General features: G+C 59.9%; 16 protein-coding genes. 1 reads left to right on the plus strand and 15 read right to left on the minus strand.

Going from position 1 to position 14,456, the window contains the following annotated elements; all coding sequences use genetic code 11:
* Positions 1–2: 2 nt before the first annotated feature.
* The 10 genes from ACR0MI_RS17845 to ACR0MI_RS17890 all read right to left on the minus strand — a co-directional run bounded on the left by ACR0MI_RS17845 (position 3) and on the right by ACR0MI_RS17890 (position 9,000).
* A complete protein-coding gene (locus ACR0MI_RS17845; RefSeq protein ID WP_170611739.1) occupies positions 3–854 on the minus strand; it encodes a branched-chain amino acid ABC transporter permease in 852 nt (283 codons plus the stop codon).
* A 65-nt stretch (positions 855–919) separates the two neighbouring features.
* Entirely contained in the window at positions 920–2,200 is a 1,281-nt protein-coding gene (locus ACR0MI_RS17850) for an ABC transporter substrate-binding protein (RefSeq protein WP_170611737.1), read from the minus strand.
* A 96-nt stretch (positions 2,201–2,296) separates the two neighbouring features.
* On the minus strand, positions 2,297–2,707 hold the full coding sequence (locus ACR0MI_RS17855; protein WP_170611735.1) for a Rid family hydrolase: 411 nt from the start codon (positions 2,705–2,707) through the stop codon (positions 2,297–2,299).
* Positions 2,704–3,885, minus strand: a complete 1,182-nt coding sequence (locus ACR0MI_RS17860; protein WP_170611733.1) for a malate dehydrogenase — start codon at positions 3,883–3,885, stop codon at positions 2,704–2,706. Before ACR0MI_RS17860 ends, ACR0MI_RS17855 begins: the two co-directional genes overlap by 4 nt.
* Complete coding sequence (locus tag ACR0MI_RS17865; protein WP_170611731.1) at positions 3,885–4,508, minus strand: BMC domain-containing protein; 624 nt, start codon at positions 4,506–4,508, stop codon at positions 3,885–3,887. Before ACR0MI_RS17865 ends, ACR0MI_RS17860 begins: the two co-directional genes overlap by 1 nt.
* Entirely contained in the window at positions 4,505–5,884 is a 1,380-nt protein-coding gene (locus tag ACR0MI_RS17870) for an aldehyde dehydrogenase family protein (RefSeq protein ID WP_170611729.1), read from the minus strand. The genes ACR0MI_RS17865 and ACR0MI_RS17870 overlap by 4 nt, the downstream gene beginning before the upstream one ends.
* The gene (locus ACR0MI_RS17875) at positions 5,884–7,068 is read right to left on the minus strand and encodes a hypothetical protein (RefSeq protein WP_170611727.1); all 1,185 of its coding nucleotides are present in this window, start codon (positions 7,066–7,068) and stop codon (positions 5,884–5,886) included. The genes ACR0MI_RS17870 and ACR0MI_RS17875 overlap by 1 nt, the downstream gene beginning before the upstream one ends.
* 23 nt (positions 7,069–7,091) lie before the next feature.
* Complete coding sequence (locus tag ACR0MI_RS17880; RefSeq protein WP_117869464.1) at positions 7,092–7,400, minus strand: BMC domain-containing protein; 309 nt, start codon at positions 7,398–7,400, stop codon at positions 7,092–7,094.
* A gap of 41 nt (positions 7,401–7,441) precedes the next feature.
* Entirely contained in the window at positions 7,442–7,708 is a 267-nt protein-coding gene (locus tag ACR0MI_RS17885) for a EutN/CcmL family microcompartment protein (protein WP_170611725.1), read from the minus strand.
* Positions 7,708–9,000 carry a glutamine synthetase family protein gene (locus ACR0MI_RS17890; RefSeq protein ID WP_170611723.1) on the minus strand — a complete coding sequence of 431 codons (1,293 nt, stop codon included), beginning with the start codon at positions 8,998–9,000 and terminating at the stop codon, positions 7,708–7,710. Before ACR0MI_RS17890 ends, ACR0MI_RS17885 begins: the two co-directional genes overlap by 1 nt.
* A 92-nt stretch (positions 9,001–9,092) precedes the next feature.
* Here ACR0MI_RS17890 and ACR0MI_RS17895 point away from each other — a divergent pair, with 92 nt between their 5' ends.
* Positions 9,093–10,232, plus strand: coding sequence for an FAD-dependent oxidoreductase (locus tag ACR0MI_RS17895; protein WP_170611721.1), 1,140 nt, complete (start codon positions 9,093–9,095; stop codon positions 10,230–10,232).
* On the opposite strand, the gene ACR0MI_RS17900 is transcribed toward ACR0MI_RS17895, so the two are convergent.
* The 5 genes from ACR0MI_RS17900 to ACR0MI_RS17920 all read right to left on the minus strand — a co-directional run bounded on the left by ACR0MI_RS17900 (position 10,229) and on the right by ACR0MI_RS17920 (position 14,428).
* Positions 10,229–10,579, minus strand: a complete 351-nt coding sequence (locus ACR0MI_RS17900; RefSeq protein WP_170611719.1) for a hypothetical protein — start codon at positions 10,577–10,579, stop codon at positions 10,229–10,231. The genes ACR0MI_RS17895 and ACR0MI_RS17900 overlap by 4 nt on opposite strands.
* A gap of 84 nt (positions 10,580–10,663) precedes the next feature.
* On the minus strand, positions 10,664–11,368 hold the full coding sequence (locus tag ACR0MI_RS17905; protein WP_170619625.1) for a type 1 glutamine amidotransferase: 705 nt from the start codon (positions 11,366–11,368) through the stop codon (positions 10,664–10,666).
* Positions 11,365–12,789: an FMN-binding glutamate synthase family protein gene (locus ACR0MI_RS17910; RefSeq protein WP_170817095.1), complete on the minus strand. Its 1,425-nt coding sequence runs from the start codon at positions 12,787–12,789 to the stop codon at positions 11,365–11,367. The genes ACR0MI_RS17905 and ACR0MI_RS17910 overlap by 4 nt, the downstream gene beginning before the upstream one ends.
* Positions 12,774–13,487 carry a GltB/FmdC/FwdC-like GXGXG domain-containing protein gene (locus ACR0MI_RS17915; protein ID WP_170611714.1) on the minus strand — a complete coding sequence of 238 codons (714 nt, stop codon included), beginning with the start codon at positions 13,485–13,487 and terminating at the stop codon, positions 12,774–12,776. Before ACR0MI_RS17915 ends, ACR0MI_RS17910 begins: the two co-directional genes overlap by 16 nt.
* Complete coding sequence (locus ACR0MI_RS17920; RefSeq protein ID WP_170611712.1) at positions 13,484–14,428, minus strand: class II glutamine amidotransferase domain-containing protein; 945 nt, start codon at positions 14,426–14,428, stop codon at positions 13,484–13,486. The genes ACR0MI_RS17915 and ACR0MI_RS17920 overlap by 4 nt, the downstream gene beginning before the upstream one ends.
* Positions 14,429–14,456 lie beyond the last annotated feature (28 nt).

Consider the following 14,456-nt stretch of genomic DNA (forward strand, 5'->3'; position numbering starts at 1 on the left):
CTTTATAACTCCTCACGGCCAAACAGGCCCTGCGGGCGGGTCACCAGAACACCAATGATCAGCAGCATGGTGAAGACACCGCGCAACTCGGGCGCAAGGGTCGCCACCACGATGACTTCAAGAAAGCCGACGATGTGTGCGACAACCAAGGTCCCGATGATCGACCCAATTCCGCCCACGATGACAACGGCCACCGAAATGATCAGCGGGGCAACCCACATGGATGGCGAAAGCTGCGTGTAACTGGCGAAGAACACACCGCCAAGTGCCCCCAATGCCCCCGAGATGCCCCAGGTGATCAGGTTGATCCGGTCCGGGTCGATCCCCGAGATAGCAGCCCCCTTGGCGTCCATCGAAACCGCCTGCATTGCCCGCCCGGTATGGGTAAGCCGCACGAACGCGTATAGGCCCAGAAGAATGGCCCAACTGATGAGCGTGGCAATCAGGATGTTGTAGGTAACGGACGCTCCGGCAACGTTGATCACTCCGGGCACGATGGGCAGCAGGATCTTACTGCTGTCGCCAAAGACCAAAACGATCCCGGCCTGTATCACGACCGCAAGGATCAGCGTCGATATTTCGACCGCCACATGATCACCTTTGAGCGTCTTCACGATCAGGCGGTACTTCAGAATACCCATCAGAACGCCCAGTGCGGCGGCCACGACAACGCCCATGAGCTTGGGCATCCCCAGCGTTTGCGATACCCAGAAGTAGATGTACCCACCGACCATCAGATAGGCGCCATACGCCAGATTCAGAACACGCCCTATGCTGAAGATCAGCGTGAAACCCATTGCGATAAGCGCATAGAGACCACTGAGCAAAAGCCCCTGGATCAGTATCTGCAACATTGAGGTATCCCTGGCTGCGGGCGCACGCTGTCGCGCGCCCGGTTCAAGCTATGTGAACGACCGGATCAGTTTTTGACCCAGCTGGGCAGGGTAAACTCGCCCGTCGCGTATTTCTCTGGATACACAACAGCGGCGGTTCCGTCCTCGTACCACTGCACGACAACCATGGACGGTGCGGCGTCATCAAACGGCTCGGACAGATCAAAGCGGATGTTGTGCGGATAGGTGCGGCCGGTCACGGGTTCGACCTCATCATCGCCCCAGAAGGCATAGCGCAACCACAGCTGACCATCCATCTCCAGAACCAGATCCTGCTTCTTCATCGCATCGGCCCAGCCTTCGACATTGTCGAAACCGCCAGCCTCTTCGGCAGCAGCCATGGCCTGCTTAAGACCGTGATAGGCGTTGAAACCGTTGAAATGCGGCAGCAGCGGGCGGCTGTCATACTTGGCCTGATAGGTGTCGACAAAAGCCTGGCTTGCCGGATCCAGCCTGAACCCGACCGAAGGGATCGGGGACAGGGTCGAAATGCCGCCGCCGGCGCCGCCCGTGTCTTCCCAATACTCCATTCCAAGCGCGGATACGTTGACGCCCGTCATCGCCATCGGCACTTGCAATTTCACATATTGCGACGACACAACCTGAGAGTTAACGGACGAAACCTGATAGATGAAGTCGGCCCCTGTATCCTGCGCACGGCTGAAGATCGGCGCGAAATCGACAGTGGCCACGTCATACGTAATGATATCCTTGACCTCGATCCCAGCGACCGGTGCAAGCGCTTCGGTCACAAGTCCGGTGATCGCTTCGCCAAAGGCGGTGTCCTCGGCCAGAATGACAACGGAATCCCAGCCCATCTTTTCCTTCAGGACATCCGCGCCGAAATTGATGTAAAGCGTGGCCAACGCCTCGTCCGAGGCGATGTTCATGAAATAGGGCGCCATGCCTTCGGGGTCTTCGACCACCATGTCGATGATGCCGATATAGGATGTCCAAGTGTCCAGCGTCGGAATGCGGTATTCCTGCATCCGGGGCAGCCAGCCGAGCGACACATCGTCGATCGAGCCCGATATGATGAAATCAACCTCTTCGGTCTCGGCCAGGTATTCATAAGCGCGTACGCCTTCGGTCGGATCCTGCCCGGTATCGGCAGAGACCAGTATGATCTGCTCGCCCATCACGCCGCCATTGGCGTTAAGCTCCTCAATCGCGACTTCTGCCCCGCGAAGGGTCGACAGCCCGGTGTCCGAGGAAAGCGACCCAATAAACCCAACCCTAATTTCTGCTCCGGCCGTCGAGGCCATGAGCGCGATGCATGTTCCGCTAAGTAGCGCTGTCTTGATCATCAGTTTTGCTCCCTGTGTCTCATTATGCCGTTCTTGTATTCTGTATACAGTACACAAGAAGATGGATCGATCAAATCCTTTCTTGAAAACTCATGTTCAGAATCCGCCGATTTTACCGCTTTCATCGTGGATCACGGCGTCCACATCGATTTCCACCATCAGACCGGGTTGGGTCAGGCCTGCCTGAACAGCGGTCAGAACCGGATCGATACCCTTGAAAAACTCTCCGTGCACACGCGCGAATTCGCCCGCTGTTGACAGATCGGTCAGGTATGCGCGCACCCGGCCCACATGGCGCAACTCTGCCCCGACAGCCTTAAGCGCGTCTTCGGTACGGGACAGGATATACCGTGTTTGCGCACCCACATCGCCTGGTGCATGAATACGCCCTGTAGGTTCAATCGCGGTCGTCCCGGCGACCCAGACAAATGGTCCGATCCGCTTGGCGCGGGAATACGATGCGACCTCTTCAAACCGCCCGCCGGACTTCCACGACCGAAGGGTCACAGACCCAGCCTCAGCCGGATCGCATCAGCTGCTTCTTGCAGCCCTGCCTGTTCCTGGTCCGTCAGGCGCAGTTCCTCGACCTCGACCAGTCCACTGGCGCCAAGATGTGCGGGCACGCCCAGCACCACGCCATCAATTCCATATTCGCCCTGCAACATCACAGACACCGGAACCGGACCGGACCGAGCGCCCCTGATGTGATCGATCAGTTCAATCGAGGCATGGGCCGGGGCAATCGTCGCCGAACCGGATTTCTTGAGCGCGACGACCTGCCCGCCGCCTGTGATCGCGTCCTGTACGCATGCTTCAATTTGATCCGGTGACAGAAAGACCTCAAGCGCCCGCCCCTTGATCCGGGCGCGGCTGGGGATCGGCGCCATTTCGTCACCGTGACTGCCAAGGGTAAAGGCCTCGACATCAGCGGGAGAGACCCCCGCGGCCAAGGCAAGTGCGTTGCGGAACCGGCTGCTGTCCAGTGTTCCCGCCATGCCCAGAACCTGTTCGCGCGCGAAGCCTGTGGCCCGCAGCATCTCGACCGTCATTTCATCCAGAGGATTTGTTACGACAATCACGATGGCGTTTGGTGCGGCTGAACGGATCGCTTCTGCCGACTGGCGCATCACACGCGCGTTCACATCTATCAGGTCAGCACGGGTCATGCCCGGGCGGCGTGCGCGCCCGGCGGTTACGACGACCACCTCGGCACCTGCCACCAGATCCAGAGATTCCCCTCCGACGCATCGGACACGGGCACCAGTGATGCCGGATGTGTGATTGAGGTCCAGCGCTGTCGAAGCTGCCAGACCCGGAGCAATGTCGATCAGGGCGATTTCATCCGCGATATCCGCCATCGCTGCCAGATGTGCGATATTGCCACCAACGCCGCCTGCACCGATCAGCGCCAGCTTGCCCAGCCTGCGGGCCTTGCGCGGTGCCCGCGCAGGCGCAACCCATTTGGGTGAACGACGATAGAGCACGCGGCGCATCGAAACGGCGCCATCTGTACGTGGTGCCTGTGGCCGCTCCAGCGGTCCGTCCACCAGGGTGATGCCGATGCGCTCCGCCGTTTCCCGGGCCAGCGCCGTGACGATGTCGCCGGGCAGAACTTCGAACACGATCCTGCCACTTCGGCGCGCGTCCTCGACTGCGTCCGAGCCTATGACCCGCGAAGCAGCCATCAGCCTGCCTGCCCGTCCACCGCCTCGATGGCGCGGGTTGCCGCTTCGACGGCGGTTTTGACCGAGTTTTCCGACCCCGAGATGAACAGGCGGCCAAACCGGCCCACGGCGCGCACTTCGACGATGTCGATCTCGGCTGCCTTCTCCGCCTCGTTCGCGGCGATCGAGATGTAGGCGGCTGGCGCGCATTCGACGATCCCCAGTGTTTGTCCGGGAACGATGAGGGCGCCCTTGCGCCATTTGTTCAGCAATTGCGCCTGATAAGGTTCAACGCTTGTGATGATCTGTGTCGAACTGATTGCGGGTTTCAGACGGTCCGACATCGAAGCCCCAAGTTCGGCCAGCATCGCATCGCGGGCCGCAGACACCTCGGCATTTGAAGGTGACCGCAGGATAAAAAACCCGAACTCTCGTTCCACCATCTGCGTTGTTGCCTCTACCGAAGACGCCTTGAGCGCGCGATCGATCAGCGAAAACACCCCGTTGCCCGGTGCAAACTCTCCGATCAGCACTGTGTCCCCGGACAAAGGCACCGAGCCCTGCACCGTCGCGCCGTTGTAGGCCGCGAATTTCGGTTGCAGGTTGTCGATCTGCATCAGCGCCCGGATCGTGATCTCGCTCATGCGCCATACTCCTCGTAAATGTCGCGCCAGGGTCTGCTTTCATAAGCAACCCGCTTGATGTTGATGAGATGCAGGGCCGTCACGTTGTCCGACGTGATCGACCCTGACCACGTGCCAGTGCCCAGCATGAAAGACGGCTCCAGATCTGTGGAATAGCCCATGCCACCCATGATCCCCGGCGTGTTCACCAGCACGCGTCCCGTGGGTACGGTGGCAAAGCGGGCGACAACCTCGGGGTCGTCCGAATGGATGACTGAAGAATGTCCCCAACCTTCGAACCGCGCGATGGACTGCGCCAGTTCGATGCCGTGGTCGGTGGATTTCGCCTCGTAGAAAGCCAGCACCGGGTTCAGTTTTTCCGCCGATAGCGGGCGTTGCCAACCCACTTCGGTTTCTTCAGAGACCAGACAGCGGGTGCGCGGCGGAATCGAGAAACCGGCGGCATCGGCCAGGGCCTGCGGGCTTTGCCCGACCCTATCGGGGTCCATTGCCCGCGCACCCTTGAAAATCACTTTCGCCAGTCGATCTGCCTCGGCCGGGGTGCAGAAATAAGCTCCCTTCAGCTTGAGTTCGTGCCGCAGGTCACGGGATATTTCCGGGTCGGCCACCACGGCCTGTTCGCTGACACAGGCGGTGCCGTAGTCGAAGCTTTTCGATGTGACGATCATCTCGGCCACTTCCGCCAGATCGCGCGCCTTCGATTTGTGCACATAACACGGGACGTTGCCCGCCCCGACCGCCAATGTCGGCTTGCCGCTGGAATAGGCGGCCTTGACCATAGCCGGGCCACCTGTCGCCATAACAACCGACGTACGGCGGTGCTTCATCAACTCGGCCGTGCCCTGAATGGTCACTGCATCCAGGCATTGGATTAGTCCCTTGGGTGCACCCATCTGTTCGGCCACCCGCGCCATGATGCGGACGGTTTCGATCCCGCACCCCACGCCTCGCGGATGGGGCGCGCAGACAATCGCGTTGCCCGCTTTCACTGCTGACAGCACTTTGTAGATGATGGTTGAGGTCGGGTTGGTGACCGGAATAAGGGCGGCCACCACGCCCATCGGTTCCCCAAAGGCCGCGATTTTTGTGGCATCATCCCGCCACAACAGGCCCAACGTCGTTACATCCCGCAAATAGTCCGCAACTGACAAGGCATTGAAAAGGTTCTTGACCCGTTTGTCCGGGACATTGCCATAGCCGGTTTCCTCGACCGCCAGCCGCCCCAGCCGTTCAGCCTCGGGTTCAACGGCGCGGGCCATGGCGTCCACGATGGCATCTACTTGTGCCGGATCGGTCCCGAGAAAGGCCCGGTAAGCCTCGAACGCCGTTTCGGCAGCGCGCCGCGCGGCGGCGATGGATTTCAGATCTGCGTCCATCACGAGGCTCCAGTGGCAATAGTGTCAAAGATACGACGCGCCTGATCGACATCGCCTGCGGTTATTCCGATGGTTTCAAGCCTGCGCCCTGCCGCCGCGACGTCAGCGCCAAGAATACGGTCTGTCATGGTGATCAGACTCTCTGTCAAAGAAACGGGCTGACCGGCCAACCTTGCAGCAGACACCAGCGGGACAAGCGAGCCAAGCACACCGTCACGCATTAGGTGGCGTGCGGCCTGTCGATCCGGCACAGGCCGGGAACCCGACCCCCTTTCAGCCCCGGCAAAGGTGGCGATCCAGTCCGACGTTTCCGGCAGGTTTCGGACTCCAAATGCAGCCGCGACCTGTCTCCGTTCCTCGGCCAATCCTTCGATGACGGCGATCTGATCGGCGCCGATGAGCGAGGCAAAAGTCTGGTTTGCCTCCAGCGGAACGCCCCCAATCGGAATATCGGGGCCGCCGTTGCCCATCCCCTGCCCGCCAAGGGTCAGGGCAGGTATTTCCACGGCCGCGGACAGGTCACGAAATCCGGAAGCCAGGACAGAATCCACCGGGTGAAGGTTCGGCAGAAAACGGTTCAGAGCTTCAAGGATGTTGTTGCGGCCGCGTGGCAGCGTTGCCGCGGCCATTGGTGCGGCTGTGGACAGGGTCAGCCCAGCACCTTCGGCGTTGAACCAGTAGGGCAAACCCAGAATTTCAACCAGCGTCACATCCGCCCGACACCCCCCGATGCGCAGCATCCAGGCGGCTTCGACAGCGCCTAGAGACCGCCCGGGGGCCAGTACCAAAACCTGGCCGTCACTCAGGTGATCAGCCAGAACCATGGCATAGGTACGCTGCTTGTGAACGGGTCCGGTCAGAAAGATCACTTGTGCGTCCCGAACAGCGGCATCAAGTTCCGCTGTTGTTTGCACCGATGGCCCGTCCCGGTTCACCTGATAGGTGCCCACAGGACCGTCACCCCGGATACCAATGCCCGAAGATTGGGTCAGCAGCGAAAGCTCGGCTCCATAGGCCGAAAACAGTTTGACATCGGCCCCTTCAGCCAGACATAGCGCTGCCAAAAGGCGGGCATCCGGTCCGCCGCCCAGCACTGCAAAACGCTCAATGCTGCGCGCGGCAGGGGCGTCGCGGGTGGCGCCCCGCGTCACCGCACGGGTGAAATCCTCAAATCCGGCTGACATAATGTCTCCTTAGCGGCGATGGCTCAGGCCGAAGATCCGGCTCCGAGCCCGTCGATAATGGCTTCAAGCTCATCATGCGGGCGCGCGATCACGTGGACCGACACCACTTCACCAACTTTGTTGGCTGCAGTTGCGCCCGCATCTGTTGCGGCTTTGACGGCGCCGACTTCGCCGCGCACAAGGGTTGTCACCAGACCGCCGCCAGCTTTGGTCTGGCCGACAATCGCCACGCTGGCCGCCTTGACCATTGCGTCCGCTGCTTCGATCGCCCCAACAAGACCGCGGGTTTCGATCATGCCCAAGGCCATCTGCCCTGCCACTGGTTTCGCCATTTTTCCTATCCTCCGAAGGCTATTGATTTGTGTGTTGTGTTTCAGCTCGTTGAAACGCGATCGACCACCGCGATAATCGCCAGATCCACCGGAGCGGTGGACAACCCCGCCGCCATTCGTGCGGCTGAGCCTGTCGCGATCAGCACCGTGTCACCCACGCCTGCGCCGCATGTATCCGCTGCGACGCGCGCCGGATCGATCAGATTGCCGTCGCTGTCGATCAGGTCTGTCACCAGCAGTTTCAGACCGACCAATCTGGCGTCCTTTGCCGTTGCCGTAACCGTTCCCGCAACCTTGCCGAGGTGCATCAGAATGTCCTCAGATAGCGGTCAAGCTCGACCTGAGTGACCTGTTGGTTGAAAAACTCCAGCTCGCGTTCGGCCTGCTGCAAGACCAACTCCCACAGCATCTCGCCCATTGCGTCGCGCAGCCACTCGGACCCACGTGCCAGTTCGATGGCGGTTGGCAGATCGGTCGGAATGGGATCACCTATGCCATCCTCGTATGCGTTGCCGGTTGTGGGGTCGGTTGGGGTCAGCCCCTGCTCGATCCCATCCAGACCTGCGGCGATTTCGGCAGCGAGCAGAAGATAGGGATTGGCATCCGCACCGGCATCGCGTTTTTCGACACGCACGGCGCTGTCGGATCCTTCGATAATGCGGATACCGACAGTGCGGTTGTCGTATCCCCAGCTCGCGTTGATCGGACAGAAGGTATACGGCTGGCGGCGACGGTAACCATTGACTGTTCCACTACCGCAAATCGCACTTTCGCACATCCGCTTCTGCAGCCCGGCGATGAAAGCCTTACCTGTGTCGTTGATCTTGCCATTTTCGGCAAAAACGTTCTTTCCGTCCTTCCACAGCGAATAGTGTGTGTGAAAGCCGTTGCCGGACTGGTCAAAGAACGGCTTGGGCATGAAGGTGGCCAGATACCCGTGGGCGATGCCCAACTGGCGGATTAGCGACTTGAAAAGAACAACGCGATCTGCAGCAGCCAGCGCTTCGCCATACCGAATGTTCACTTCGATCTGGCCGGCGGCATATTCCGGGTTCGATTGTTCGATCGGAATGCCGCATTCATTGATCTGCTGACGAATGGGCCCAACGATATGCTCCATTCTTGCCGCCCGACCTAATCCATAGACCTGAATTCCGCTGTCACGCGGCTGCCCGGTTTCAGGGTCCAGCAGATAGAATTCCAGTTCGGTGCCGACATTGACCTCGAACCCCATGTCGCGCGCGCGCTCGACCTGACGCACCAGAGCCTGGCGCGGATCGATGGGCACCGGCTTGTGGTCCATACCTTCGGCGCGGCCAAAGCAGACCGCCACGCCCGGCTCCCACGGAACAGCAACCGGTTTGGTCATCGGGAAAACATGCATGTCGGGATAGCCGTTGTCGAAATTGACATAGGGCGTGTCCCAGACATCGCAGGTCATATCGATTGCCATCAAAGCAATCGAGAGCGCATTGCCGCTGTTGCACACATGATCCCAATGGCTGGCCGGAATGCGCTTGCCCCGCATGATGCCGTTCAGATCGCCGACGCCAAGAATGACGGTATGCGTGCCCTCGGGCAGATCAAACCCCGAACTCATTGATGCGCTCTCCCTGTTTTTTAACTTTATAAATGCTGTATTCTGTATACAGTATTCACAAAGACAATCCAGAAACAAGGAAAATCTACGTCATGTCCAAAAGCTCGGTCATCGTTGTCGGGGGCGGCATCGTCGGCGTCATGACGGCGCTCACACTGCAACGAATGGGCGAGGCGGTGACTTTGATCGATAGGTGGGAACCCGGTCATTCCCGTGCATCTTCAACGGATTACAACCGGGTGATCCGCGCCATATCGGGACGGGATGAGTTTTATACCCGATGGGCGCGCGAAAGCCGCCTGCGCTGGCTCGAGCTGCAGGCCGAAAGCGGACAGAACCTGATGTATGAATGTGGTGCCCTGATTCTGGCCACCGGCGGCCATTGTGACTGGGAAGACGCAACCGCGCAGACTTTCGACAAGGTTGGCGTGCCTTACTACAAGTTCGATCAGCAGGAGATCGAATCGCGGTTCCCTCAGTTTCGGGTGTCCGATATCGAATATGCACTGTTCGAGCCAGAAGCCGGAATGCTGATGGCCCATCGCTGCGTGTTGACCGGACTGGATCTGTTTCGGCGCGCTGGGGGAATCGTGCAGCGGGGACGTGTCACCACGGACGGCTCTGAGCGCCCGATGCTGGACGGCAAACCGCTTGAGGCTGATCTGATCGTCATTGCGACCGGCCCCTGGATGGCGGACATGTTCCCCAAAACAATCAAGCCGATATCAACGGTGGTTGGCGTCAATGTCCTGTACACCTCGACGCCAGATGGGTCCGAGGATTTCGATATGAGCCAAATGCCCTGCTGGATCGATCATGGTCAGGGGTCATTTGGCCTGCCCTCGTCCGAGGGGTCTGGTGTGAAGGCGGCTGTTGTGATCCCCGACAAGATCGACCTGGACAACGACGAACGCCTGATCCGTCAGGAGACACTGGGTCGCACACGCAGCTATATTCGCCACCGTTTGCCTGGGCTGGAAGGCGAGCGTGTCGTGGATTCGAAGTTCAACCAGATCATACTGACACCGGACACTCACTTCATCGTTGACTGGCACCCGGAACATGACAACGTGTTATTTGCCGGGGGATGCTCAGGGCATCTGTTCAAGCATGCTCCTGTGTTTGCTGAATTCGCTGCAGGTGTCGGCATGAAAGATTTTGGCACGGCTGACCGGTTCAGGGTCGCCGGACGCAGAAAACTCAGCCCAAAAGAAAGCCCAAGCGGCCGCTAAACTTCGGACAAGGCGCGGTACAAGCCAGCATTGGGACATTTTTCCTGCGGCAGCCGGGCTCCGGCCCGAATGGCGTCGCGGCATGTTTCCGCCTGCAGGCAATGACCGCACTTTTCGGCAAGCTCCAGGCCAAGGTTGGTGTGCGCGTTCAGGTCATCTTCCGTCAACCCGAACTGCCGAGCCATCGCCAGTATGCGCTCGCGTGCCTGTGGCGCACCCGAGCGCAGCATCGCCAAATCCGCGCGGGAAAGCCCCAGATCTGACAACTCGCGATCATCCACATGTTCCGTGCGGGGCGCGCCAACGATCCGCGCAATGGACTGAAAGAAATCTGAGTAACCGGACATCTGACACCTCCTTTGCCCTGCCTTGTATTCAGTATACATGACAAGCTCACGGGAGAATTGATCAGGATCAAATGGTGCTGGCGGCTATTCGCGCTGCTGAGTCCGATATGTTCCCCGAAACAAGGCTGCAGCCTGCGACGCGGCCAGATCGCCCGGAACATTCGCTGTCCTGAGCGCTGCCAGGCCGGCATCCGCATCCTCTGGCGTCACAATGATGTCGCGACCCCGAATGAACAGGTCGCGCAAATGTTCCGCCGTGTATTCGGGATGAAACTGAACCGACCGGGCAGGAAACTCGTAATCGAGCGCCCCGACAGGACAGTGATCAGCCGAACCCGTAACCCGAGCCGTCGGAGGCACCTTGGTCACCTGATCCTGATGCCAGACATAAGCGTCGGGATTGCCGCCTCCGTAGTCAAAGGCGCGACAGCCAACAATGTTGCCGATCACCGCCTTTTCCGCCTTTCCGCCATAGACATCGGCCATGATCTGATGGCCGAAGCAAATTCCGAAGACAGGTTTGCTCTGGTCCCGACAGTCTTGCAGGAACAAGCGCAGGGGCTGCATCCACTCCGTGTCGTCGTAAACGCCGAACTCGGAACCTCCGACTATGACCCCTTCAAAATCGGACAACGCAGGAAGAGCGACACCATCCACGACATTCGCCACAAAGAACTCTGCTTCCGGCAAATGCGGTTCGATCCACTCGCGGATCTGCTGCGCGGTTCGCGGCAAACCCTCCAGCAGCGGCAGCGGGTGGCTGGTCATCTCAAGCAGGGCGATCCTCACCAGTCGAAAGCCCGGTCTATGCCCGCCATCTTGACCCCGGTGAAGGCCGACGCCTGAAAGCTGAGTGCGCGCAGGTCTTCGGTTTCCAGATTGTGGACCGAGGACTTGCCGCAAGCCTTGGCCAGCGCCGTGATCTCCATCGTCATGGCCGTCAGGTACCGGGCGATACGTTCCGCACCGGCATGGGGGTTCATGCGCGCCTCAAGTTCAGGGTCCTGCGTTGCGACGCCGACCGGACACCGGCCTGTATGGCAATGATGGCATGCACCGGGCGATGTCCCCAAAGCGGTGTAGTCGTCGAGATACCTGGGGCTGTTGCACCCAAGCGCGACCATCGCTGCGTTGCCAATCATCACCGCATCGGCACCCAATGCCAGACACTTGGCTGCATCCACTCCCGAGCGGATACCCCCGGCTGCCACAAGTGAGACCTTGCCGGTCATACCACAATCGTCCAGAGCCTCGCGTGCGGCGCGAATGGCGCTCATGGTCGGAATGCCGGTGTGATTCAGCAGCAATTCGGGGGATGCCCCGGTACCGCCCTCTGCCCCGTCAACAACCACGACATCGGCGCCTGCCTTGGCCGCAACCGCCACGTCGAACCTGGGACGGGTCGCGCCCATTTTGATGAAAATCGGCACCTGATAATTGGTCGCGATCCGCAATTCCTCGATCTTCACCGCCAAATCGTCAGCTCCGAGGAAATCCGGGTGGCGGATGGTCGAACGCTGATCCACCCCTTCGGGCAGTGTCCGCATCTGGCTGACCCGCGGGCTGACCTTCATGCCCAGCAGCAGGCCGCCGGTTCCGGGCTTGGCCCCCTGCCCCACGACGATTTCCAGCGCATCCGCGCGGCGCAGGTGATCCAGATCCACACCATAGCGGGCGGGCGACATCTGGTAGAGAAGGCGTTGGGAGGCTTCGCGCTCCTCCTCCAGCATGCCGCCTTCGCCCGTGCAGGTCATGGTGCCCACTTTCGAGGCCCCATAGCCCAGCGATGCCTTGGCTGACGCCGACAGCGCGCCGAACGACATGGATGCAATGTAGATCGGAATCTTGAGTTCCAGCGGGCGTTCGACCAGGCCGCGCCCACCGCCCAGAACTGTCGTGGTGTCGCAGCTCTCACGATACCCTTCCAACGGCAGACGGGTCATGGTCGCCGGGACGAATGTCAGATCATCAAAGGTCGGCATCCGCTTGTTGAACGTGTTGTAACCGCGAACCTGATAGCGCCCCAGCTGCGCCAGCGCGTGAACCTCGGAAATCGCTTCGGGTGTCCAACGGGTCGATCCGCCTTCATCATACGAGGACGGCACGCCTGCCGGGCGACCCTCGATCGCGCCTGCGTCGCGGAACCGGATTTCTTCCTCTGAGGCGACCTCGAACGGATAATCATAGGGTTTACTCAGATCATGAGCCATGCGCTTGCATCCCTGCTTTCAAAATACCAAAGACGTTGACCGGACACCATTTTTCTCCAGTTCCGTGAACTGTCGACAAGCCCGAGCGGGTCAAGAATGGCGTCGACCTCGGCGACTTCCTCGGCCGTCGGTTCAAGTACATCGACATCGACGCCAAGGCTATCGACCTCGCCCGCCACCCAAACCTCTCCTTGCCACAGGGCATCGGCACAGGACTCGCCCGCTCCGCCCAAGGCAATGATCCGCCCGGAATGCGCCATGAAACCGGATTGATACCCGATTTTGCCTTCGACCACGATATTTCCGCCCTTCATGGCAACGCCGACGCGGGGCCCGGCGTCCCCTTTGACATGGATCGTGCCGCCAATCATTGCGGCCCCACAGGACATGCCCGCATAGCCGCCAACGGTTATGTGGCCCTTGGCCATTCCCTCGCCCACGGCCCAGCCGCAGTTGCGTTCGATCGTGATGTTTGCTCCGGTGTTCAATCCACCGCAGTAATAGCCAACGGACCCTTCGAACGTGATGTCCACATTGTCCGGCAAACCTACACCCAGATTATGCCGCGACAACGTATCGACCACCCGGATGGGACGCCCTGTGGCACACGCTGCCATGATGTCCTGATTCACTTCGCGAATATGCCGTTTCCCGACTTCGATGACGATCTCATCCATCTGCCTTGCTACCTCGCTCATGCCGCCAGGCTCCGGTTTCCGACACCCCAGATACCTGTCAGCGACGGGCCGTCGTAATTGATCACGTCGCATTCCTCGGTCATCACCCGACGCACCGCCTGCTCCTCGGTCGCGGCGGCAAGATCGCCGTTGCGGTTGACGACGACCAGCGGCTTCATGGCGAAGCGATCCTTGGCAAAGCCAATCCCGTTCGGCGTTGCGATCATATATGTGAAAACCCCGTCGATCGAGGTGATCGACTTCTTCAGCGCCTGCTCCATCGTCAGGCCTGCCTTCATCTGGTCACTGACCCAGACCGCAATCAGTTCGCTGTCATTTTCGGTCAGAAAGCGATAGCCCATCCGGGTCAGCCTGTCGCGCCACGTGAAATAGTCCGTGATCTGCCCGTTGTGGACAATCGCCACATCCGAGAAAGGCCGTGCCCAGAACGGGTGCGAAGCGTTCGGCAGAACCGAACTTTCGGTGGCCAGCCGCGCATGCCCCAGACCATGGGTCCCGACCATGTCGCGCACACCGTGTTTCTCGGACACGGCCTCTGCTCCGCCGATATCCTTGATGATCTCGAGGCTGCGTCCGCAGGACTGAATTTCGATACGGTCGGTCAATTCATCCGCATCAAGGACCCAAGCCTGCAAATCCGCAGGGTCCGAGATTTCCATCCGAAAGCAATAGTGCTGATTTTCATCCGTCAGAATTTTTGGGTCGGATAGGAACCCCGAGCCGTGTTCTTTCAATACCGCCTCAAACGCATCCAGATCCGAACTTTGCCGGGATTTTTTGAACCCCATGCCCCGCAGAACGTATCCGGCTTCCCGTGGCGGTCCATAGATTGCAAACCCGGTGCTGTCCGCGCCGCGATGTTCCTGCGCGTCCATCAGGTCTACCAGGTCCGCCCCGACCTTACCGGGCGCGGCCAGAATCCTTCCAGCGATTCCACACATGAAGAGCTCCCTGTTCATTCGCGTCTGT

It is taken from the genome of Ruegeria sp. D4, from assembly GCF_056534475.1.

What these genes read in the sequence shown, in the direction of transcription:
- ACR0MI_RS17845 (WP_170611739.1), bottom strand. Translation starts at nt 854, where the DNA reads ATGTTGCAGATACTGATCCAGGGGCTTTTGCTCAGTGGTCTCTATGCG.
- ACR0MI_RS17850 (WP_170611737.1), bottom strand. Translation starts at nt 2,200, where the DNA reads ATGATCAAGACAGCGCTACTTAGCGGAACATGCATCGCGCTCATGGCC.
- ACR0MI_RS17860 (WP_170611733.1), bottom strand. Translation starts at nt 3,885, where the DNA reads ATGGCTGCTTCGCGGGTCATAGGCTCGGACGCAGTCGAGGACGCGCGC.
- ACR0MI_RS17865 (WP_170611731.1), bottom strand. Translation starts at nt 4,508, where the DNA reads ATGAGCGAGATCACGATCCGGGCGCTGATGCAGATCGACAACCTGCAA.
- ACR0MI_RS17870 (WP_170611729.1), bottom strand. Translation starts at nt 5,884, where the DNA reads ATGGACGCAGATCTGAAATCCATCGCCGCCGCGCGGCGCGCTGCCGAA.
- ACR0MI_RS17875 (WP_170611727.1), bottom strand. Translation starts at nt 7,068, where the DNA reads ATGTCAGCCGGATTTGAGGATTTCACCCGTGCGGTGACGCGGGGCGCC.
- ACR0MI_RS17880 (WP_117869464.1), bottom strand. Translation starts at nt 7,400, where the DNA reads ATGGCGAAACCAGTGGCAGGGCAGATGGCCTTGGGCATGATCGAAACC.
- ACR0MI_RS17885 (WP_170611725.1), bottom strand. Translation starts at nt 7,708, where the DNA reads ATGCACCTCGGCAAGGTTGCGGGAACGGTTACGGCAACGGCAAAGGAC.
- ACR0MI_RS17890 (WP_170611723.1), bottom strand. Translation starts at nt 9,000, where the DNA reads ATGAGTTCGGGGTTTGATCTGCCCGAGGGCACGCATACCGTCATTCTT.
- ACR0MI_RS17895 (WP_170611721.1), top strand. Translation starts at nt 9,093, where the DNA reads ATGTCCAAAAGCTCGGTCATCGTTGTCGGGGGCGGCATCGTCGGCGTC.
- ACR0MI_RS17900 (WP_170611719.1), bottom strand. Translation starts at nt 10,579, where the DNA reads ATGTCCGGTTACTCAGATTTCTTTCAGTCCATTGCGCGGATCGTTGGC.
- ACR0MI_RS17910 (WP_170817095.1), bottom strand. Translation starts at nt 12,789, where the DNA reads ATGGCTCATGATCTGAGTAAACCCTATGATTATCCGTTCGAGGTCGCC.
- ACR0MI_RS17915 (WP_170611714.1), bottom strand. Translation starts at nt 13,487, where the DNA reads ATGAGCGAGGTAGCAAGGCAGATGGATGAGATCGTCATCGAAGTCGGG.
- ACR0MI_RS17920 (WP_170611712.1), bottom strand. Translation starts at nt 14,428, where the DNA reads ATGTGTGGAATCGCTGGAAGGATTCTGGCCGCGCCCGGTAAGGTCGGG.